Source organism: Bacillus sp. 105MF, from assembly GCF_000374885.1.
Classification (GTDB): Bacteria; Bacillota; Bacilli; order Bacillales; family Bacillaceae_G; genus Bacillus_A; species Bacillus_A pseudomycoides.
In genome coordinates, this window is sequence record NZ_KB895567.1 from 52,171 (window position 1) to 71,025 (window position 18,855).

General features: G+C 37.2%; 16 protein-coding genes. All 16 read right to left on the reverse strand.

Annotated elements, in window-relative coordinates; translation table 11 throughout:
- Positions 1-203: 203 nt before the first annotated feature.
- Positions 204-2,603: a DNA translocase FtsK gene (locus C564_RS0105555; RefSeq protein ID WP_018764692.1), complete on the reverse strand. Its 2,400-nt coding sequence runs from the start codon at positions 2,601-2,603 to the stop codon at positions 204-206.
- Positions 2,604-2,816: 213 nt separating this feature from the next.
- On the reverse strand, positions 2,817-3,020 hold the full coding sequence (locus tag C564_RS0105560; RefSeq protein WP_018764693.1) for a YlzJ-like family protein: 204 nt from the start codon (positions 3,018-3,020) through the stop codon (positions 2,817-2,819).
- Positions 3,017-3,766, reverse strand: coding sequence for a ClpP family protease (locus tag C564_RS0105565; protein WP_003203721.1), 750 nt, complete (start codon positions 3,764-3,766; stop codon positions 3,017-3,019). Before C564_RS0105565 ends, C564_RS0105560 begins: the two co-directional genes overlap by 4 nt.
- Positions 3,767-3,867: 101 nt before the next feature.
- A complete protein-coding gene (locus C564_RS0105570) occupies positions 3,868-5,538 on the reverse strand; it encodes a ribonuclease J (protein ID WP_003203719.1) in 1,671 nt (556 codons plus the stop codon).
- A 444-nt stretch (positions 5,539-5,982) separates the two neighbouring features.
- Entirely contained in the window at positions 5,983-6,861 is an 879-nt protein-coding gene (gene dapA, locus C564_RS0105575; protein ID WP_003203717.1) for a 4-hydroxy-tetrahydrodipicolinate synthase, read from the reverse strand.
- A gap of 11 nt (positions 6,862-6,872) precedes the next feature.
- The gene (gene dapG, locus C564_RS0105580) at positions 6,873-8,105 is read right to left on the reverse strand and encodes an aspartate kinase (protein ID WP_018764695.1); all 1,233 of its coding nucleotides are present in this window, start codon (positions 8,103-8,105) and stop codon (positions 6,873-6,875) included.
- A 23-nt stretch (positions 8,106-8,128) separates the two neighbouring features.
- Complete coding sequence (gene asd / locus C564_RS0105585) at positions 8,129-9,175, reverse strand: aspartate-semialdehyde dehydrogenase (protein ID WP_003203711.1); 1,047 nt, start codon at positions 9,173-9,175, stop codon at positions 8,129-8,131.
- A gap of 149 nt (positions 9,176-9,324) precedes the next feature.
- Positions 9,325-9,924: a dipicolinate synthase subunit B gene (locus tag C564_RS0105590; RefSeq protein WP_018764696.1), complete on the reverse strand. Its 600-nt coding sequence runs from the start codon at positions 9,922-9,924 to the stop codon at positions 9,325-9,327.
- Entirely contained in the window at positions 9,921-10,823 is a 903-nt protein-coding gene (gene dpaA, locus C564_RS0105595) for a dipicolinic acid synthetase subunit A (protein ID WP_018764697.1), read from the reverse strand. The genes C564_RS0105590 and dpaA overlap by 4 nt, the downstream gene beginning before the upstream one ends.
- Positions 10,824-11,233: 410 nt before the next feature.
- The gene (locus C564_RS0105600) at positions 11,234-11,485 is read right to left on the reverse strand and encodes a YlmC/YmxH family sporulation protein (RefSeq protein WP_026008474.1); all 252 of its coding nucleotides are present in this window, start codon (positions 11,483-11,485) and stop codon (positions 11,234-11,236) included.
- A gap of 197 nt (positions 11,486-11,682) precedes the next feature.
- Positions 11,683-12,921, reverse strand: coding sequence for a M16 family metallopeptidase (locus C564_RS0105605; RefSeq protein WP_018764699.1), 1,239 nt, complete (start codon positions 12,919-12,921; stop codon positions 11,683-11,685).
- 86 nt (positions 12,922-13,007) lie between these two features.
- Complete coding sequence (locus C564_RS0105610; RefSeq protein WP_018764700.1) at positions 13,008-13,907, reverse strand: polysaccharide deacetylase family protein; 900 nt, start codon at positions 13,905-13,907, stop codon at positions 13,008-13,010.
- Positions 13,908-14,069: 162 nt separating this feature from the next.
- Positions 14,070-16,223, reverse strand: a complete 2,154-nt coding sequence (gene pnp / locus C564_RS0105615; RefSeq protein ID WP_003199530.1) for a polyribonucleotide nucleotidyltransferase — start codon at positions 16,221-16,223, stop codon at positions 14,070-14,072.
- 160 nt (positions 16,224-16,383) lie between these two features.
- Entirely contained in the window at positions 16,384-16,653 is a 270-nt protein-coding gene (gene rpsO, locus C564_RS0105620; RefSeq protein WP_001229392.1) for a 30S ribosomal protein S15, read from the reverse strand.
- Positions 16,654-16,753: 100 nt separating this feature from the next.
- Complete coding sequence (ribF, locus tag C564_RS0105625; protein WP_018764701.1) at positions 16,754-17,725, reverse strand: bifunctional riboflavin kinase/FAD synthetase; 972 nt, start codon at positions 17,723-17,725, stop codon at positions 16,754-16,756.
- Between the two features lie 43 nt (positions 17,726-17,768).
- Positions 17,769-18,692, reverse strand: a complete 924-nt coding sequence (truB, locus tag C564_RS0105630) for a tRNA pseudouridine(55) synthase TruB (RefSeq protein ID WP_018764702.1) — start codon at positions 18,690-18,692, stop codon at positions 17,769-17,771.
- Positions 18,693-18,855 lie beyond the last annotated feature (163 nt).

Below are 18,855 nucleotides of genomic sequence, written 5' to 3' on the forward strand. Positions count from 1 at the left end.
AATCGTACCACCTGCTCCCATATGTGTCAACATAATTCAACATTTTTTTGCAAGTAATATCGAACATTTTCCAAAAATAATATTGAAAGCATTCGTATTCTAAAGAACTATCATAAATGAAAGCCCTTTCTTCCGTGATAGTTCTAGTATATAACAAAAACTCCATATAAAAAAGCCCAATTGTAAACAATTGGGCTTTTTTATTAAGAACTTTTTTCTTGTATATCTTTAATCAAAACTTCTCTCGGCTTACTACCTTCATAGGGTCCAACTACACCATTCATCTCCATCGCATCAATTAAACGCGCCGCACGTGTATATCCCACTCGGAATCTACGTTGTAACATAGAAACAGAAGCCGTTTGCATTTCTACAACAAGCTGAACCGCTTCATCATATAATTCATCTTCTACTTCTTGTCTTGTTTCTGATACATCCTGTGGAATCATGTCCTCTTGATATTGCGCTTTTTGTTGTCCAACAACATATTCCACAACTCTTTCCACTTCATCATCTGATAAAAATGCACCTTGTACACGAACTGGTTTCGATGCTCCAATTGGTATGAACAGCATATCCCCTCGTCCTAATAATTTTTCAGCGCCTCCGCCATCAAGAATCGTTCGAGAGTCAGTTTGTGAAGACACAGCAAACGCAATACGTGATGGAATATTTGCTTTGATAACACCTGTAATAACATCAACAGATGGGCGCTGCGTCGCGATAATTAAATGAATACCAGCAGCACGTGCCATCTGTGCTAGGCGCATAATTGCATCTTCTACATCTGAAGAAGCAACCATCATTAAATCGGCCAACTCGTCCACGATAACAACAATGTATGGAAGCTCAGGCTGTTTTGCTTCTGATTGTTCATTATGATGTCTAATGTATTCATTATATCCTTCAATGTTACGTGTTCCACTATGAGCAAATAATTCATAGCGACGCTCCATCTCACTCACAACTTTTTTCAAAGCCTGTGATGCTTTTTTCGGATCCGTTACAACAGGTGTTAATAAGTGCGGAACACCATTATATACGTTCAACTCTACCATTTTCGGATCAATCATCATTAATTTGACTTCATGTGGTTTGGCACGCATTAAAATACTAACAATAATACCATTAATACATACACTCTTTCCACTACCAGTCGCTCCAGCTACTAATAGATGGGGCATCTTATTTAAACGTGCTAATACTGCTTCACCAGTAATATCACGCCCAAGACCAATTAATAACTTTTCTTCCGGATGATTATTCGCTTTCGAATCAAGTACTTCTCTAAGCGTTACCATAGAAACCTCTGAATTTGGAACTTCAATCCCTACCGCGGATTTCCCAGGAATAGGGGCCTCAATACGAATATCTTTCGCAGCTAATGCGAGTGCTAAATCATCACTCAAACTAACAATTTTACTTACCTTTACTCCCATATCAGGATACACTTCATATTTCGTAACTGCAGGTCCTTTATGCACTTTCGTTACTTTTGCCTTTACACCAAAACTTTGAAAAGTACGTTCCAACTTACGAGCATTTTCATAAATTTTCTCATTTTCATTTGTAACCTGTTTATTTTTTGGGAACTTCAATATATCGATAGAAGGAAGCTTGTAATCTTTGTTTTCCACATTTGAAAATTGCATTGGAAGAGCTTTTGTTTCTCCTTCCAGAGATTCAACAATTTTTTCTCCTCGTTTCTTTTGTGTTCGTTCTTTTGATGCAGATGGAATCTCTTCCTCTGCCATAGAAGGCGGCGCAATCAACTCATTTGCAATCTCATCTTCACTTTCCTTATCTTTTTCTTCACTAACTGGATAGTTCTCTGTAAAATTCGAAATAATTGGCGGTCCAATTTCTATCTCTTCTAACGGCTCAGTAATTTCTTCTTCGCTATCAAAACGTTCACTACGCGTACGCCTTGTCGTTTTTTTCTTTTCTGTTTGTTCAGCAGTACGTTTCGATCTCCAATCCTTGTAATCCCCTTGCATCCCCTGAAATTGACTTCTGAGTATTCGTCCAACCGGGGCTAACACTTCCCCAATGTGTTTGTTTGTAATGCAAAGTATACCAAGAATAACAAGAATGATACCTATAATGTAGGCTCCTACTTCATCAAACAAAAAGTAGCATGTAGCAAACATAAGGGCACCAACCATCCCCCCGCCTAAGTGAACGGACTCTACTACACCTTTCTTCATCTCATAAAAAAATAAATCTTTTGTACTGACAATCACAGATGTATTTTCTACGGTTCCTTCTTTTGAAAGCAAATTAAATAATGTAATATGACTAAACATTACTATTGCTAATACAATTAAATAGACACCGATTAACCGTTTATTTAAAAGGTTTGGCCATGCGCGCTTTATAACAAATGCAATCGATAATGCAATCACACCAAGCACACCCATTATGTACCATTCACCAAAGAAAAAGCGAAAGAAGAAAACAAACGATTTCCCTACAATACCTAGCTGTAAAATTGTAATGATTGAAAGTGCAAAAAGAGTCAATCCGACGATTTCGTAATACAAAGTTGGCTTTATCGTACGTCTTGCTTTTGATTTCGTCCCTCTTTGCTTTTGTTTTGCCATTTCTTCACCCCAAGTCCAAAAATTAAGTACGACTTTCATTCATTGAAAGTATTCTCTACATGTTGTTCATCACATCTTCTAGATCTGTTCATTTGACATTTTACACTTCTTGTAAAATGTCAAATAAACAGAAGAAAGCAGCCTAATCATGGCTGCTCAACCGTCTTGTTTTTTATATTATACCATAGCTTCTACACAAAATCCTGCTTTTTGCTAAAAGGTTATTTTCTGGCCTGGTTCATACTGTAAGTAGTGGGATGGATTTGTACTTAGCACACGAACAACGGAATAATATTGACTACCCTCTTCAGATACAATCATCTCTACTCCATTTACATTCACTATTTTTTGTTGTTCATACTGTGAATAATCAGCCTGATAAATAAGTTGCTCTGGCATAATTGTATACAAAATCATTGCAGCAACTTCCCGTCTTGATTTCCATCTGTTCGCATGTCTATTAATTCATTCAACTTTCGAATCGCATCCCCGATACCACCGACATCATCTATAAGGCCATACTTTACTGCATCTATTCCAATTACATTTGTTCCAATATCTCGTGTTAAATTTCCCTTCGCAAACATAAGCTCTTTAAAACGATCTTCCGTCACTTTTGAGTGTTTTGTTACAAATCGAATTACACGTTCTTGCATTTTATCCAAATACTCAAATGTTTGCGGCACACCAATAACAAGACCCGTCAGACGAACTGGATGAATCGTCATCGTTGCAGTTTCAGCAATAAACGAATAATCTGTTGACACTGCAATTGGCACACCTATCGAGTGCCCTCCACCTAAAACCAAAGATACAGTTGGCTTCGATAATGAAGCTACCATTTCAGAGATTGCCAACCCAGCTTCAACATCACCACCAACAGTATTTAGCAATAAAAGTAACCCTTCAATTTTTGGATTTTGCTCAATTGCCACAATTTGTGGAATTACATGTTCATATTTCGTCGTTTTATTTTGCGGTGGAAGCTGCACATGTCCTTCTACTTGTCCAACAATCGTTAAGCAGTGAATACGTGATTCATTCATTTGCGGAACATTCGTTTGACCAAGTTGTTGGATTTTTTCTATTACTGACGCCTCTTTTGAATCCTCTTTCGGTTCTGCTTCTTTTTCCTCATTTGTTAAACCATCACGTTCTGTCATGTCGCATCCCCTTTCACTCTTATACAACTATTATTTCTTAAGTTGTAAATTTCATGCGATAGAGATAAAAAAGAAAAAACCACCGATAAAGGTGGTTTTTCTTATACTTCCATGATAATTGGTAAAATCATCGGTTTTCTCTTCGTTTCCTCATACAGAAACTGTCCTAATAATTCACGAATATTTTGTTTTAGCATGGACCATTCAATAGAATACTCTTTAATGGACTGTTCAACAATTGTACGTACAATATCTGTAGACCTTTCGATTAACGCTTCAGATTCACGAACATACACAAAACCACGCGAAATAATTTCTGGTCCAGAGATGATCTTTTTCTCATCTTTTCCAAGCGTTACAACAACGACTAAAATTCCGTCTTGTGATAACATCTTACGATCACGCAAGACAATATTTCCGACATCGCCTACACCTAATCCATCAATAAGAACATTACCCGCTTGTACCTTACCAGCTTGCTTTGCCTCTTCGCCCTCAAAAGCAATTACATCGCCCTTTTCTACAATAAAAATGTTTTCTTTCAAGACACCAACATCTTCCGCCAAATACGCATGTGCTTTTTGCATACGAAATTCGCCGTGTACGGGTATAAAATATTTCGGTTTCATTAAATTCAGCATCAATTTCAATTCTTCTTGACTACCATGACCCGAAACATGAACTTTTCTTTCTCCATAATAAACAACTTCTGCACCAGCCCTAAATAATAAATCAATAATTTTAGATACTGATATTTCATTTCCCGGAATTGGAGAAGCTGCAATGATAACTGTGTCTCCTTTACGGATTGAAATTTGTTTATGAGCTTGCTTTGCCATTCTTGAAAGAGCTGCCATCGGTTCCCCTTGACTACCAGTTGTTAAAATCGCTACCTTCTTCTCCGGGAAATTATCTACCTCTTGCAATGAAATAACCATACCATCTGGAACGTCTAAATATCCAAGACGCCTTGCAATATCTACCACTTTTACCATACTACGACCTACAACGGCCACTTTACGGCCTGTTTCAGCAGCTGCATCAAATACTTGTTGAATACGATGTACATTAGATGCGAAAGAAGCAACGATGATACGTCCTTCTGCATTATAAAATACTTTTGAAATTTCTATACCAACTTCTTTTTCAGACCCCGTGTAACCAGGACGTTCAGCATTTGTACTATCTGATAACAGACAAAGAACGCCTTCATTTCCAATTTGCGCCATCTTTCCAAGATCTGCCCCACTGTTGCCAATTGGTGTTTGGTCAAATTTAAAATCTCCTGTATATACAATGGATCCTTGTGATGTATGGAAGCACACACCAACAGAATCTGGGATACTGTGTGTTGTTCCAAAGAATGAAACCGTTGTCGTATTAAATTCTACAGCCGAATTCGAATCAATTGTTTTTAAGTCTACACGGCCTAGCATTCCTGCTTCACCGAGTTTTTCTTGTATAAGACCTACCGTTAACTTTGTTGCATACACCGGGATGGAAAGTTTGCGCAGCACATAAACAATTCCACCAATATGATCTTCATGACCATGTGTAATAAATAAACCTTTTACTCGCTCTTGATTTTCTACTAAATATGTAATGTCAGGGATAACAATATCAATTCCAAACATTTCGTCTCCCGGGAACATCAATCCTGCATCCACAATAAAAATTTCGGAATCAATTTCCACACAATACATATTTTTCCCGATTTCACCTACTCCACCAAGAGCAAATACCTTTACAGAATCAATCTCTTTTCTCTTCATGTTGTTGCCTGGTTTAAAAATCTTACAAACACTGATTTCACTAAAATCGTAGAGACACCAGGGAAGCTCTACAACCACCATATATTCACCGTCCAAGACGAATGTCCTTACCGTTATGCGATATCATGTTCTTGTTCGTTTTTTAAACCAGGTTTCACCTCTCTTTCATTATATAAATCAAATATCTTATGCGATATGATATAAAAATTCCGTTAAACCATAATTTTTTCCAATCTTGCTAAGCATACCCGTACTAAGCTACTTAGCCATATTATAACTGATACCAGAAATAGAACACAAGTTAATTTGCGAGAAAGAGAAGAGAAGCATAGAAATTTTATATAAATTGAACTACCCCCACCTTCACTTCGTTTAGAGGAGGGGGTCTTCTCGGTTAAAATGATAAATAAAAAATGGCCTAGTTTTTACTAAGCCATTTTTTATTTAGCGAGGAATCGATTGGATTACTTCTTGTAATGTTAATCGTTCTTCTTCTGTTAATGGAAGAAGTGGAAGACGTACAGATCCTACGTCTAATCCAACCATTTGTAACGCTGTTTTGACTGGAGTTGGGCTCGGCGCCATAAATAATGCATTTGTCACTTTGACAAGTAACTGATGTAATTTCTGTGCTTTTTTGAAATCTCCTGCTTGGAATGCCGCAATCATTTCTTGCATTTCATTTCCAATCACATGAGATGCAACAGAAATAATACCTTTAGCTCCAACTGCCATAGCTGGTAACGTTAAACCATCATCACCGCTGTATACAGCAAAGTCGTCCGCTGTTTTTTCAATAATTTCTGTCATTGTTAATACATCGCCGCCAGCATCTTTAATTGCAACAATGTTTTGTATTTCTGATAAACGAACAACTGTATCAACGGAGATTTGTACAATAGATCGTCCTGGAACATTATATAGCATAACCGGAAGTTCTGTACTTTCAGCAATTGTTTTAAAATGCTGATACATGCCTTCTTGACTCGGTTTATTATAATACGGCGCCACTAACATAATTGCATCGACACCAACTTCTGTAGCTTTCTTCGTTAATTCGATAGAAGCATGTGTATTATTACTACCTGTTCCAGCGATTACGGGCACCCTTTTATCGACAACAGATACAACATGGCGATATAACGCTACTTTTTCTTCTGATGACAATGTAGGAGACTCTCCGGTTGTTCCTCCTACCACGATTGCTGTTGTACCGTTATCAATTAAATAATTTACCAATTTAGTTGTCTTTGCAAAATCGACGTTTCCATTTTTATCAAACGGTGTTACCATCGCTGTCGCAATTGTCCCAAAATCTATCATGATCTCACTCCTTATTGTTCCAGTTGCTTTTCTTTTGAAAGCTCAAACGCACTATGCAATGCATTCACAGCTTCCACTAAATCTACTTCTTTTACAAGCACCCAAATGGTCGTATGACTATCTGCCGATTGTAAAATTTGAATACCTTTTTCTGCTAATGCTGTGACAATTTTCGCAGTAACCCCTGGAATACCTGCCATTCCAGCTCCTACAATAGATACTTTTGCACAGTGCTCCGTCACGATCGGATCATATCCAAGCTTATGAAGAACTTCAACAGCACGACTTGATACATTATCATTTACTGTATAAGCCACACCTGTAGGCGAAATGTTAATTAAGTCTACACTAATTCCTTCATTTGCCATCTCTTTAAAAACATGCTTTTGTAAATCATACGATCCGTCTTTTGCAAGCACTTTAATTTGCGTCACGTTTGATACGTGAGCGATACCTGTAACAGGTCGTTCTTCTACATCACGGCCTTTTGTAGCACCATCATATGCAGCAATAAGTGTCCCTTCACTATCAGAGTACGTGGAGCGCACACGAAGTGGTACTTTTGCATGCATTGCAATTTCAACGGCGCGCGGATGAACAACTTTTGCACCTTGATAAGCCATGTTGCAAATTTCATTATATGTTACGTTTTGAAGATGACGCGCATCTTTTACAATCCTTGGATCAGCAGTCATCACACCTTCTACATCAGTAAAAATATCGATATATTCAGCTTGAAGCGCAACACCTAGTGCTGAAGCTGAAGTATCACTACCTCCGCGTCCAAGTGTTGTCGTATCGCCTTCTTTAGTTCGCCCTTGGAATCCAGTAACAACAACAGCATCTACGTTTTGTAACTCTCCATGTATACGATCACAATTCATTTCAATAATCTTTGCATTCGTAAAATCATCATTTGTTACAAAACCAGCTTGTGCACCATTTAGTGCTGCTGCTTTCACACCATTTTCATTTAGCATATTTGAAAAGACGATTGCCGAGATTAATTCTCCGCATGATAATAATAAATCTTGCTCACGTTTTGAAATGCTAGATTCCTGTTGATTTACAAGACTTAATAATGTATCCGTTGCATATGGTTCACCTTTACGTCCCATAGCTGATACAACCGTAACTACTTTATAACCAGCATCTAATGCTTTTTTAATATGGTGAAGTGCATGCTTACGTCCGTTTTCATCACGTACCGATGTACCACCAAATTTTTGAACAATAATTTTCATTTTTTGCACCTTCTCTTAGCCGTTTACACTAATTGTAATTTTACTAATCGTTCTGCAATTTGAACAGAGTTCCATGCAGCACCTTTTAATAAGTTATCAGATACGACCCAAAGATGGAATCCTTTTTCATTATTTAAATCTTTACGAATACGCCCAACAAATACTTCATTTTTCCCTACCGCAGTAGATGGCATTGGATATAATTGTTCTGCTGGATCATCTTGCAGTACAATTCCTTCCGCATCCGCAAGCAAGTTTTTCAGTTCTTCTACAGTTACGCCTTCTTTTTCCACTTCAATGTAAACGGACTCAGAATGACCTGATACAACTGGCAAACGTACACATGTCGCTGCTACTTCTAACTCGGGCATATGCATAATTTTTTTCGTTTCATTAATCATTTTCATTTCTTCAAATGTAAATCCATTATCTTGAAACTTATCAATTTGTGGAATGGCATTAAAAGCAATTTGGAAATGTTTTTTGTCGCCTGATACAGGTAAAACATTTGCTTTTACTTCTTCTCCATTTAAGATTGCTTGTGATTGTTCATGAAGCTCTTCAATTGCAGCAGCACCTGCACCTGACACCGCTTGATATGTGGAAACGATTACTCGTTTTAAACCAAACTGCTGACGAATTGGTTCAAGAGCAACTACCATTTGAATTGTAGAACAGTTTGGATTTGCAATGATACCACTATGTTCTTTTAAGTCATTTTCATTCACTTCAGGTACAACAAGTGGTACATTTTCTGTCATACGGAATGCACTTGTATTATCAACAACAATTGCACCACGTTTTGCTGCTTCTGGTGCTAGTTGTTTCGATACAGATCCACCTGCACTAAAGAGTGCAATATCGACTCCTTCAAAGCTTTCAGGAGTTGCTTCTTGTACTGTGAATTCTTCTCCTTTAAATACAAGCTTCTTGCCTGCAGAACGTTTAGATGAAAGTAACGTTAACTTCCCAATTGGAAATTCTCGTTTCTCTAAAGTATTTAACATTTGTTCACCAACTGCGCCGGTTGCTCCAACTACAGCGACATGAAAAGATTTTTCCTTTTCCATCACTATGCCCCTTTCTAGATACCAATCCTTCTATACTTAGAATTAGAAGGAGTATAGAGTACTCCTTCTAATCTTAATAACATTAATTTTATCATATTCTGCGATAAGAATGATGGTTTCGTAAAAAATTGTCTGTTTTTTTTCGTTTTTTAATTCATATATCTGAATTTTTCTACAACAACTGGCTGTAATTGCTTCCCTTCTATTGCTTCTATAATTGTATCTTCAAGAAGTTCCATACGAGCTACCATTGAATTTGGTTTTTTTTCTGGTGCATCTTGCCCAAATGGCACAAAATAAATATGTTTTGTCGCCATTAAACGCATAAGGTTTACACCATTAAGGCCAAGAGCATCATTTGTTGAAACAGCTAACACAACTGGTTTTCCATTCCGAAGCGTCGCCTTTGCTGCCATTAATACAGGAGAATCTGTCATTGCATTGGCAAATTTACTCATTGAATTCCCTGTTAATGGAGCAATCACCATGCAGTCTAATGGAATTTTAGGACCGAGTGGTTCTGCGCCTACAATAGAATTAATAACCTTATTTCCTGTTATCTCTTCAATCCTTTCAATCCACTCTGCTCCTTCACCAAATCTAGTATTTGTTGTTTGTACAGTATATGAAACAACCGGCAGCACTTCTGCTCCTTCTACAATTAGTTTCTCTACATGCGGCATAACTTCCGCATACGTACAATGTGATCCTGTAAATCCAAACCCAATTCGTTTTCCTTTTAAACTCATTTTCCATTCTCCTCCTTTGCCATCATATCTGCCGTTAATAACTGAGAAAGAACATTCGCTAAAATTTGCCCTGCTGTTTTTGGTGCAACAATTCCTGGAAGACCGGGTGCTAACAAGGCTTTAATCCCTCGTTTCTCTGCATAACGAAAATCCGTACCACCAGGCTTAGAAGCCAAGTCAATAATCAACGTATGAGCTGGCATCCTAGAAATAGCCCTTGCCGTTACAACGAGGTGCGGAATCGTATTAATGACAATATCAACATCACTTACTTCTTTCTCAATATCCTGCATATAAAAAGGAGAAAACATCATTTCCGAAATACGAGCGATATGTTCTGAACGTCGTGCTCCTACTTTGACATGAGCTCCTAGTGATTGAAAAGCTCTCGCTACACTCATTCCAGTTCTACCAAATCCTAAAACCATTACATTCGAACCGTGAATTGTATAATCTGTATGTTGAATAACCATCATTAATGTTCCTTCTACCGTTGGAATAGAATTATAGATCGCCACATCATCACGATCGAATAGTTTCACAAGTTTTCGATTTGTTGTAGATGTAATACTTTCTAAATACGGTGTACCAATTCCTGAATATATAGTAAAGTTTGCTGGTGTTTTTTCAATCTGTTCTTTCGTAAGCGCAACTTTTTCATTTGAAAAAATAGTATCTACTTCTCCTTTTGCATTTGTTCCTGCTACCGGCAAAATAATTGCATCTAAAGAAGTGAAATCTAGATCTTGCATACTCTCTTTTGCTGCCCCTGTAAAACCATGATCCAATTGATCAAATCCTACTAATGAAAGTTTTGCATCAAGTTCAACCAACTTACGAATCACTTCTAGCTGCCTTGCATCTCCTCCTATGACAGCAATGTGCATCTCAGTCAACATTCCCTACTTCACCTTCTTTTTCTTTCATTTATAAGAAAAGTGCCTACTTTTTCTTTTTCCTCCACATCATATGTACCGTACGAGTTAGAGGTGATTGAAAAGCAAAAAGCATTCAATATTTCTAAATATGTGAAATTCTATAAGATAAAACTTCCATTAGAGTTACACTCTTCCTCATTACTTAACTACTACTCCCTCACTTCATTTTCATTTGAACGTGCTACACCTGTTCCAATAAAGCGAAACTTTAATCAACGACATCTCCCACCGATTATTAGGCTGCATAACTTGGACCTTTACCGACAGTTTATCTTCCAACCTATCTTCTTTGTTTTACTGAATCTTGAGGTAGGAGTATTACTTGCCTGTGAATAGTGGAATAAAAAAAAGACAACCAAAATGGTTATCTTTTACTGTGAGCTTGGGCGGCTTGCAAGGTCAAAAATAATCATATCATGACCGACCTTTTTAATACGGTTCCATTCTACACGAACTTCTTGCTGCTCCCTTTTAAACCCACCCCATTTTCCTACCGGTATAATGAGAGCTTGAATTCTCCCATCCTTCTCGTTTATTTCTAAATCAGCGTGACCTAAAACTCCCATTTTTTCCGCACGCTCCAAGTCCACAATCTCTTTTCCACTTAATTCACTTAAACGCATATGATTCTCCCCTTTACGAGCATCTTCCATACAACATCCTCAAATCCTAGCCTATAATAAGTACGTATTCTACACGTCTCTAAAAAATACCAAGAAAATGAACTCCTCTCCCTAGCATTCAAAATCTGTTATACTTATAAAAAGCTTCGTACATAAAAATAACCGTATCTCCTCGTACGAGATACGGTTATTTCGTCTTATTTCATTCCTTTTGGAAGCTCTCCATTCGGACTAATTAGCGCTGCGGAAAATTCATTTGTAAATATACTGCGAATCAATTGATCCACATCTGTTTTGGTAACCTTATTCACACTCTCAATAATTTCATCAAGCGAACGATGTTTTCTAAGGAGCAATTCATTTTTTCCATTGCGACTCATACGGCTATTCGTACTTTCTAAACTTAACATCAGATTTCCTTTAAGCTGCTCTTTACTATTAACAAGTTCTTTCTCTGTAATACCTGTATTTTTCAATGTCTCTAACGTTTCTTGCATTGTATCATATAAAGTATCTAATTGTTGGCTTCCTGTACCACCGTAAAGTGTTAACATTCCTGTATCTTCATATGAAGAATGATAAGAGAACACTGAATATGCTAATCCTCGTTGCTCACGTACTTCTTGGAATAAGCGGCTACTCATACTGCCACCTAATACATTATTTAATACAATTAAGTTATAAATATCTTCATGTCCCATTTGTAATCCTTGGAACCCTAAACATAAATGAGCTTGCTCTGTTTCCTTTTTACGGGCCACTTTATTAAAATGAAAAATCGGACTATGTACTTGTTCACGATTTGTTGTTCCCTCGTAGTTGCCAAAATATTGTTCCACTGTTTGAACAAATGTTTCATCAATATTTCCAGCAATCGAAACTACAACATTTTCAGGTGTATAATGATCTTTTATATATTGACGTAATGTATCCCCTGTAAATGTTTCAAGCGTTTCTTCTGTACCTAAAATTGGGTATCCAAGTGGATGCGTTTCATATGTCGCTTTCGTTAACATGTCATGCACAATATCATCTGGCGTATCCTCATACATTTTAATTTCTTCAAATACAACGTTCTTCTCTTTTTTCAATTCTTCTTCATCAAATGTGGAATTGAAGAACATGTCAGCTAACACATCTAGTGCATATTTTGCATGCTCATCAAGTACCTTTGCATAATAGCACGTGTATTCTTTTGAAGTAAATGCATTCACTTGACCACCAATGCTATCAAATGACTCTGCAATTTCTCTCGCACTACGCGTCTCTGTCCCCTTAAAAAACATGTGCTCTAAAAAGTGCGAAACTCCATTGTTTTTTTCATTTTCATTTCTTGAACCTGCATGAATCCATATACCAATTGCAACAGAACGAACAGTTGGTATATTCTCCATAACGATTCTTACACCATTTTTACAAGTATATTTTTTAATCAAAAACTTTCCTCCTAATGCCAGTTTCTCTAAATAATTGCTATTATTTAATGATAACAAGTTTGAACATGAATGTCATGTAAATGTATTTAATCAATGCGTTTTTCATCTAATAATTCTGTAATATTCCCTACTTTATACCCTTGTTTTTTTAACTGTGAAATCATCGTATCTAACGCCTCAGCTGTTGGAGATGTCGGATGCATTAATACAATTGCACCTGGGTGTACTTTCCGCATCACACGCTGAAGAAGCACTTCAGGCTCTGGACGTTTCCAATCAATTGTATCAACTGTCCACATAATAGTCCCCATCTTCAATCCGCCCGCCACTTCTACAACTTCATCGCGGAAACTTCCACTTGGTGGTGCAAACCATCGTACTTTTTGACTTGTAGCTGCCTCAATAATTTGATTCGTTTTTTGTAATTGTTCTTGTATTTGATTTCTAGACAGCGTTTTCATATCCGGATGCGTATAAGAATGATTTCCTACTTCTTGCTTTGCATCTACAATCATTTTTGCAAATCTTAAATTTTCTTTTACCCAGCGTCCTTCTAAAAAGAACGTTGCCTTTACATCATGCTTTTTCAATGTTTCTAATATACGCGGAAGATACTCATTTCCCCACGCCACATTTATCGTTAATCCTACCATTTTTTTATGTGGATGCCCACGATAAATGGGAGAATACGATAAATCTTCTAAATGCGTGCTTGGTGAAACTTCCCGATATACAAGTTGCTTCTCATCAAACCTCCCTATTTTCTTCATGTTATTATATGACGCTTCAATATCAACCTCTTTACCATTATACCCTGGCGTCGCTTTCCAAATCTTATCAATTATCGCATTTTGCGGTGCAATTGAATATTGCTTCGCTTGTTTCTGAATTTCTTCATAAAGATCATCATTTGCTAGCGCTGAATATGAGCATAAACCCATACAAAGAAAGAATATAGATATGAATACAAATATACGAGTTCTCATATAAACCCTCCCATTAACTATACACATAAGAAAAATCCATTTTCTTCTTATCCTTGTTAATTTGAGCGTTATTATGAAAACTATACCTTTTCACTAATAAAAATCTATCCATCGAATGTATTTTTATTTAACAAAAAAAGCCAGGAATCCTGGCTTTTTTACTTACTTCTGTTCTTGTATATTTTCTTGTTTTGAAGCTTCTTCTTTTGCCGCTTCTTTTTCTTGCTCTTCTTTTAGCAATACTTTTCTAGACAAGTTTACACGGCCTTGTTTGTCAATCTCGATAACTTTTACTGAAATCTCGTCACCGATTTTCACAACGTCTTCTACTTTACCTACACGTTCAAGTGCAAGCTCAGAAATATGAACAAGTCCATCTTTACCACTAAATAATCCAACGAAAGCACCGAATTTTTCAACGCGTTTTACTTTTCCTAAGTAAATTTCGCCTACTTGTACTTCACGAACAATATCTTCGATGATTTTCTTCGCCTTTTCATTCATCTCTTGATCAATAGAAGAAATAAAGACTGTACCATCTTGCTCAATATCAATTTTCACGCCAGTTTCTTCAATAATTTTGTTAATTTGCTTACCGCTCGGTCCAATAACATCACGGATTTTGTCCGGATTAATTGTCATTGTAATAATTTTCGGAGCATACGCAGATAACTCTTTACGAGGCTCGGCAATAGCAGATAGCATATGATCTAGAATGTGCATGCGGCCAACTTTCGCTTGTTGTAATGCTTCCTCTAAAATTTCACGAGATAAACCAGCAATTTTAATATCCATTTGTAGCGCTGTTACACCTTGAGCTGTACCTGCTACTTTAAAGTCCATATCACCTAAGTGATCTTCCATACCTTGGATATCAGTTAAAATTGTGTAGTGCTCACCAGACTTCACAAGTCCCATTGCAATACCAGCAACTGGTGCTTTAAGTGGAACACCTGCATCCATCATCGCTAACGTACTTCCACAAATACTTGCCTGTGAAGTAGAACCATTTGATTCTAATACTTCTGATACAAGACGAACTGTATACGGGAAGTCTTGCTCAGATGGAATAACAGGCTCAAGCGCACGTTCACCTAATGCACCGTGACCGATTTCACGACGACCAGGTCCACGCATTGGTCTTGTTTCTCCAACACTAAAGGATGGGAAGTTATAGTGATGCATAAAACGTTTTGATTCCTCTACACCAAGACCGTCTAAAATTTGCACATCGCCTAATGCACCTAACGTACAAATACTAAGCGCTTGTGTTTGTCCACGTGTAAATAAACCAGAACCGTGCGTACGAGATAAAATACCTACCTCTGATGCTAAAGGACGGATTTCATCACCTTTACGTCCATCCGGGCGGATTTTTTCAACTGTAATAAGACGACGTACTTCTTCTTTTACAATTTTATATAAAATCTCATTTACTTGTCCTAATGTTTCTCCATCAGCTTCATTTGCTTCATAGTGCTCAATCACACGCTTTTTCACTTCGTTAATTGCATCTTCACGTGCATGTTTTTCATGTACTTGAATCGCAGCATGCATATCTTTCTCTGCCATTTCGCGTACATCTTGATTGATTGTAGCATCTACTTCATATAATTTCACTTCTGTTTTTTCTTTACCAACTGCTTGTACAATCTCTTCTTGGAAAGCAACTAAACGTTTAATCTCATCATGACCGAACATAATCGCTTCTAACATTATTTCTTCAGGTACTTGATCAGCCCCTGCTTCTACCATGTTAATTGCATCTTTTGTCCCAGCTACAACAAGGTGAATATCACTTTTTTCTTGTTGTTCTACCGTTGGGTTAATAATGAATTCGCCGTCGATGCGACCAACTGTTGCACCAGCGATTGGTCCTTCAAATGGAACATCTGAAATCGATAACGCTAATGAAGAACCAAGCATAGCTGCCATCTCAGAAGAACAATCTTGGTCAACACTCATAACGATGCTGACAACTTGCACTTCATTACGGAAGCCATCTGCGAAAAGTGGACGAATTGGTCGGTCAATTAAGCGACTTGCTAAAATTGCTTTTTCACTTGGACGACCTTCACGTTTAATAAAACCGCCTGGGATTTTTCCGACTGCATATAAACGTTCTTCATAGTTTACTGTAAGTGGGAAGAAATCTACATTTTTTGGCTCTTTTGATGCAGTTGCTGTAGATAGAACCGCTGTGTCGCCATATCTTACTAATACTGCCCCGTTTGCTTGTTTTGCAAGCTGGCCTGTTTCAATTGTTAGCTGACGACCAGCTAAATCTATCGAGAAGACTTGCTTTTCTTGACTCATTTAAGTACCCCTCTCAATTTAAAATATTCAATTCTTCTATGTAAATGGATAATATATCACAATATTCTTCCTCTAGTATTACCGAAATTTAAGTAAGCTATTAAGAGTAAAAGATATATTTTTACCTAACAAAAAAGCGGGAATATTCCCGCTTCTTTGACTATCGACGTAAGCCAAGCTTTGTGATTAATTCACGGTAACGTGTGATATCGCTATTACGAAGGTAAGTAAGTAAGTTACGACGTTTACCAACCATCTTTAATAGACCACGACGTGAATGATGATCTTTCTTGTGAGTACGTAAGTGCTCGTTTAGAGTGTTAATTTGCTCCGTTAGGACAGCAATTTGAACCTCTGGAGAACCTGTATCAGTCTCATGAGTTCTAAATTGTGCAATGATTTCATTTTTACGCTCTTGTGTTAAAGCCATCCTATTTCACCTCCTAATAATTAAACCCCCAATTACCTAGCAAGCGTCGGTGAGTCGCAATGCCAAGCAATGGTTGTCATAAAGTACATAACATAGAATACTACTTTTCATTGGAAAAAGCAAGTATATTCTTTGTTGTGCTAAAATATTCTTGTGCTGTTTTTTTATCTTTGGCAATTTGAGCAACTAACTCATCGATGCCATTAAACTTTTTCTCTTCTCGAATACGCATGTGCCATTCAACAGTAACAACCTGATCATATATATCCTCATTAAAATGGAATAGATGTACTTCAATAGACAGATTACGCTCATCATCTTTAAAAGTTGGTTTATAACCGATATTACATACACCATCATGCCACTCACCATGAACTTTTAATCTTACTGCATACACACCAACAGGCGGCAGAAGATACTCCTCACTTAAAGCTACATTAGCTGTTGGAAAACCAATTTGACGTCCACGTTTATCTCCGTGAACAACCATTCCTTCTACTGTATAAGCTCTACCTAAAATAGATGGGATTTGTTCCATTTCTCCATTTCGAATCAATTTTCGTAATGCTGTGGAACTTACTTTTTCTTCTTGAAATTCAACTTTTTCAATCACGGTCTGTGTAAACTCCCCTCTTGCATGAAATGGTAAAGTCTCCATCGTCCCTTTTCCTAAACGTCCATATGAATAATCAAATCCTGCTACTACATGCTTTACATTTAGCCCAATAATATATTCATCTACAAACTGTTGTGGTAACAATCCAGCAAATGATTCATCGAATTTCACCACATATAACATATCAATCCCTAGGCTTGCAATTACTTTTTCTTTAATACGTAGCGGTGTAATATACTCCACATGCGCTTCCTTTTTCCCTAAGACAACAGATGGATGTGGATGAAACGTTATGACAGCACTTTTACATCCTCTTTCATCCGCTATTTTTTTTGCTGTGCGAATCACACGTTGATGCCCTAAATGAATGCCATCAAAAAATCCTAATGCCATTACAGTAGGTGGTAATTCTATTTTATTTTGTTCATGTGGATGAGTTAAATGAATGAGTTTCACGCTTGAATTCACCTTTTTCTGTAATAATCCTTCCAATAATTCATTATAGCTTTAGTTCCTGATTATTCACAAGTACTTTCATTGGCTTTAACATGCCAGGGTGTTTTGGATGATGTTCGTAAATTGCTAAGCAACGTTCATTTTTATCAAATACTGTAATAAACGGCGCTGTCACTTGCAGTTCATTCTTTAAAAACATACCATTTTTTATTTTTTCCGCTTGTTTTTCATCTACAACCATTTTTGGAAATTTACTTAACGCTTCATCGATTGAGATAAAAATAGACTCTACTGTTCCATTTTGCATGTTTTCTTCAATTTCTTCAAATGATATGCAATCTTCTAACAAAAATTCTCCTGAAGCTGTTCTCACAAGATGTGACATATGTGCTGGGAATCCTAACTTTTCTCCAATCATAACCGCTAATGTTCTCACATACGTTCCTTTGCTACATGTAACGCGGAAGCGAAATGAAATATTCTTCCCTTCAAATACCTCACGATCATCAAGTAACACAAATTCATGAATTGTTATTACACGAACTGGACGTTCAACTTCTTGCCCCGCTCTTGCGTATTCGTATAGTTTCTTTCCGTTTACTTTTACAGCTGAATACATAGGAGGTACTTGCTCAATTGTACCCGTTAGTTCCGCTAATACAGTTTCCACTTCCGCACGTGTAATTACACGATTTACATCCTGTTTTTCCACTACTTCACCAGAAGCATCTTCAGTCGTTGTCGAAAATCCTAGTGTAACTTCACCTTCATATGTTTTTGTTTCACTTGTTAAAAATTGCGCAATCTTTGTAGCGCGCCCTACACAAATTGGTAATACTCCTGTTACATCTGGGTCTAATGTCCCTGTATGGCCAATTCGCTTTTCACGCAATATCTTTCTTAACTTAAATACACAATCGTGTGATGTCATTCCTTTTGGTTTATGTAACAATAATACACCTTCCATATGTTCACCTCATCGTTATACTTTTGTAGATGATGTTCAAAAAATCCGGTAAAGGTAGCTATCGCATTTCTTCGCCTGCGTCGCCAGTCCGGTACTGATGTAGGCCCCCCTAGCTTCTGTTCCTCAAAATGGTGGACTCTCTTTATCCTCCTTTTTGAACATG

Coding starts and splice junctions, on each gene's coding strand:
- C564_RS0105555 (WP_018764692.1), bottom strand. CDS start 2,603: ATGGCAAAACAAAAGCAAAGAGGGACGAAATCAAAAGCAAGACGTACG.
- C564_RS0105560 (WP_018764693.1), bottom strand. CDS start 3,020: ATGATTTTGTATACAATTATGCCAGAGCAACTTATTTATCAGGCTGAT.
- C564_RS0105565 (WP_003203721.1), bottom strand. CDS start 3,766: ATGACAGAACGTGATGGTTTAACAAATGAGGAAAAAGAAGCAGAACCG.
- C564_RS0105570 (WP_003203719.1), bottom strand. CDS start 5,538: ATGAAGAGAAAAGAGATTGATTCTGTAAAGGTATTTGCTCTTGGTGGA.
- dapA (WP_003203717.1), bottom strand. CDS start 6,861: ATGATAGATTTTGGGACAATTGCGACAGCGATGGTAACACCGTTTGAT.
- dapG (WP_018764695.1), bottom strand. CDS start 8,105: ATGAAAATTATTGTTCAAAAATTTGGTGGTACATCGGTACGTGATGAA.
- asd (WP_003203711.1), bottom strand. CDS start 9,175: ATGGAAAAGGAAAAATCTTTTCATGTCGCTGTAGTTGGAGCAACCGGC.
- C564_RS0105590 (WP_018764696.1), bottom strand. CDS start 9,924: ATGAGTTTAAAAGGAAAACGAATTGGGTTTGGATTTACAGGATCACAT.
- dpaA (WP_018764697.1), bottom strand. CDS start 10,823: ATGTTGACTGAGATGCACATTGCTGTCATAGGAGGAGATGCAAGGCAG.
- C564_RS0105600 (WP_026008474.1), bottom strand. CDS start 11,485: ATGCGTTTAAGTGAATTAAGTGGAAAAGAGATTGTGGACTTGGAGCGT.
- C564_RS0105610 (WP_018764700.1), bottom strand. CDS start 13,907: ATGAGAACTCGTATATTTGTATTCATATCTATATTCTTTCTTTGTATG.
- pnp (WP_003199530.1), bottom strand. CDS start 16,223: ATGAGTCAAGAAAAGCAAGTCTTCTCGATAGATTTAGCTGGTCGTCAG.
- rpsO (WP_001229392.1), bottom strand. CDS start 16,653: ATGGCTTTAACACAAGAGCGTAAAAATGAAATCATTGCACAATTTAGA.
- truB (WP_018764702.1), bottom strand. CDS start 18,692: ATGGAAGGTGTATTATTGTTACATAAACCAAAAGGAATGACATCACAC.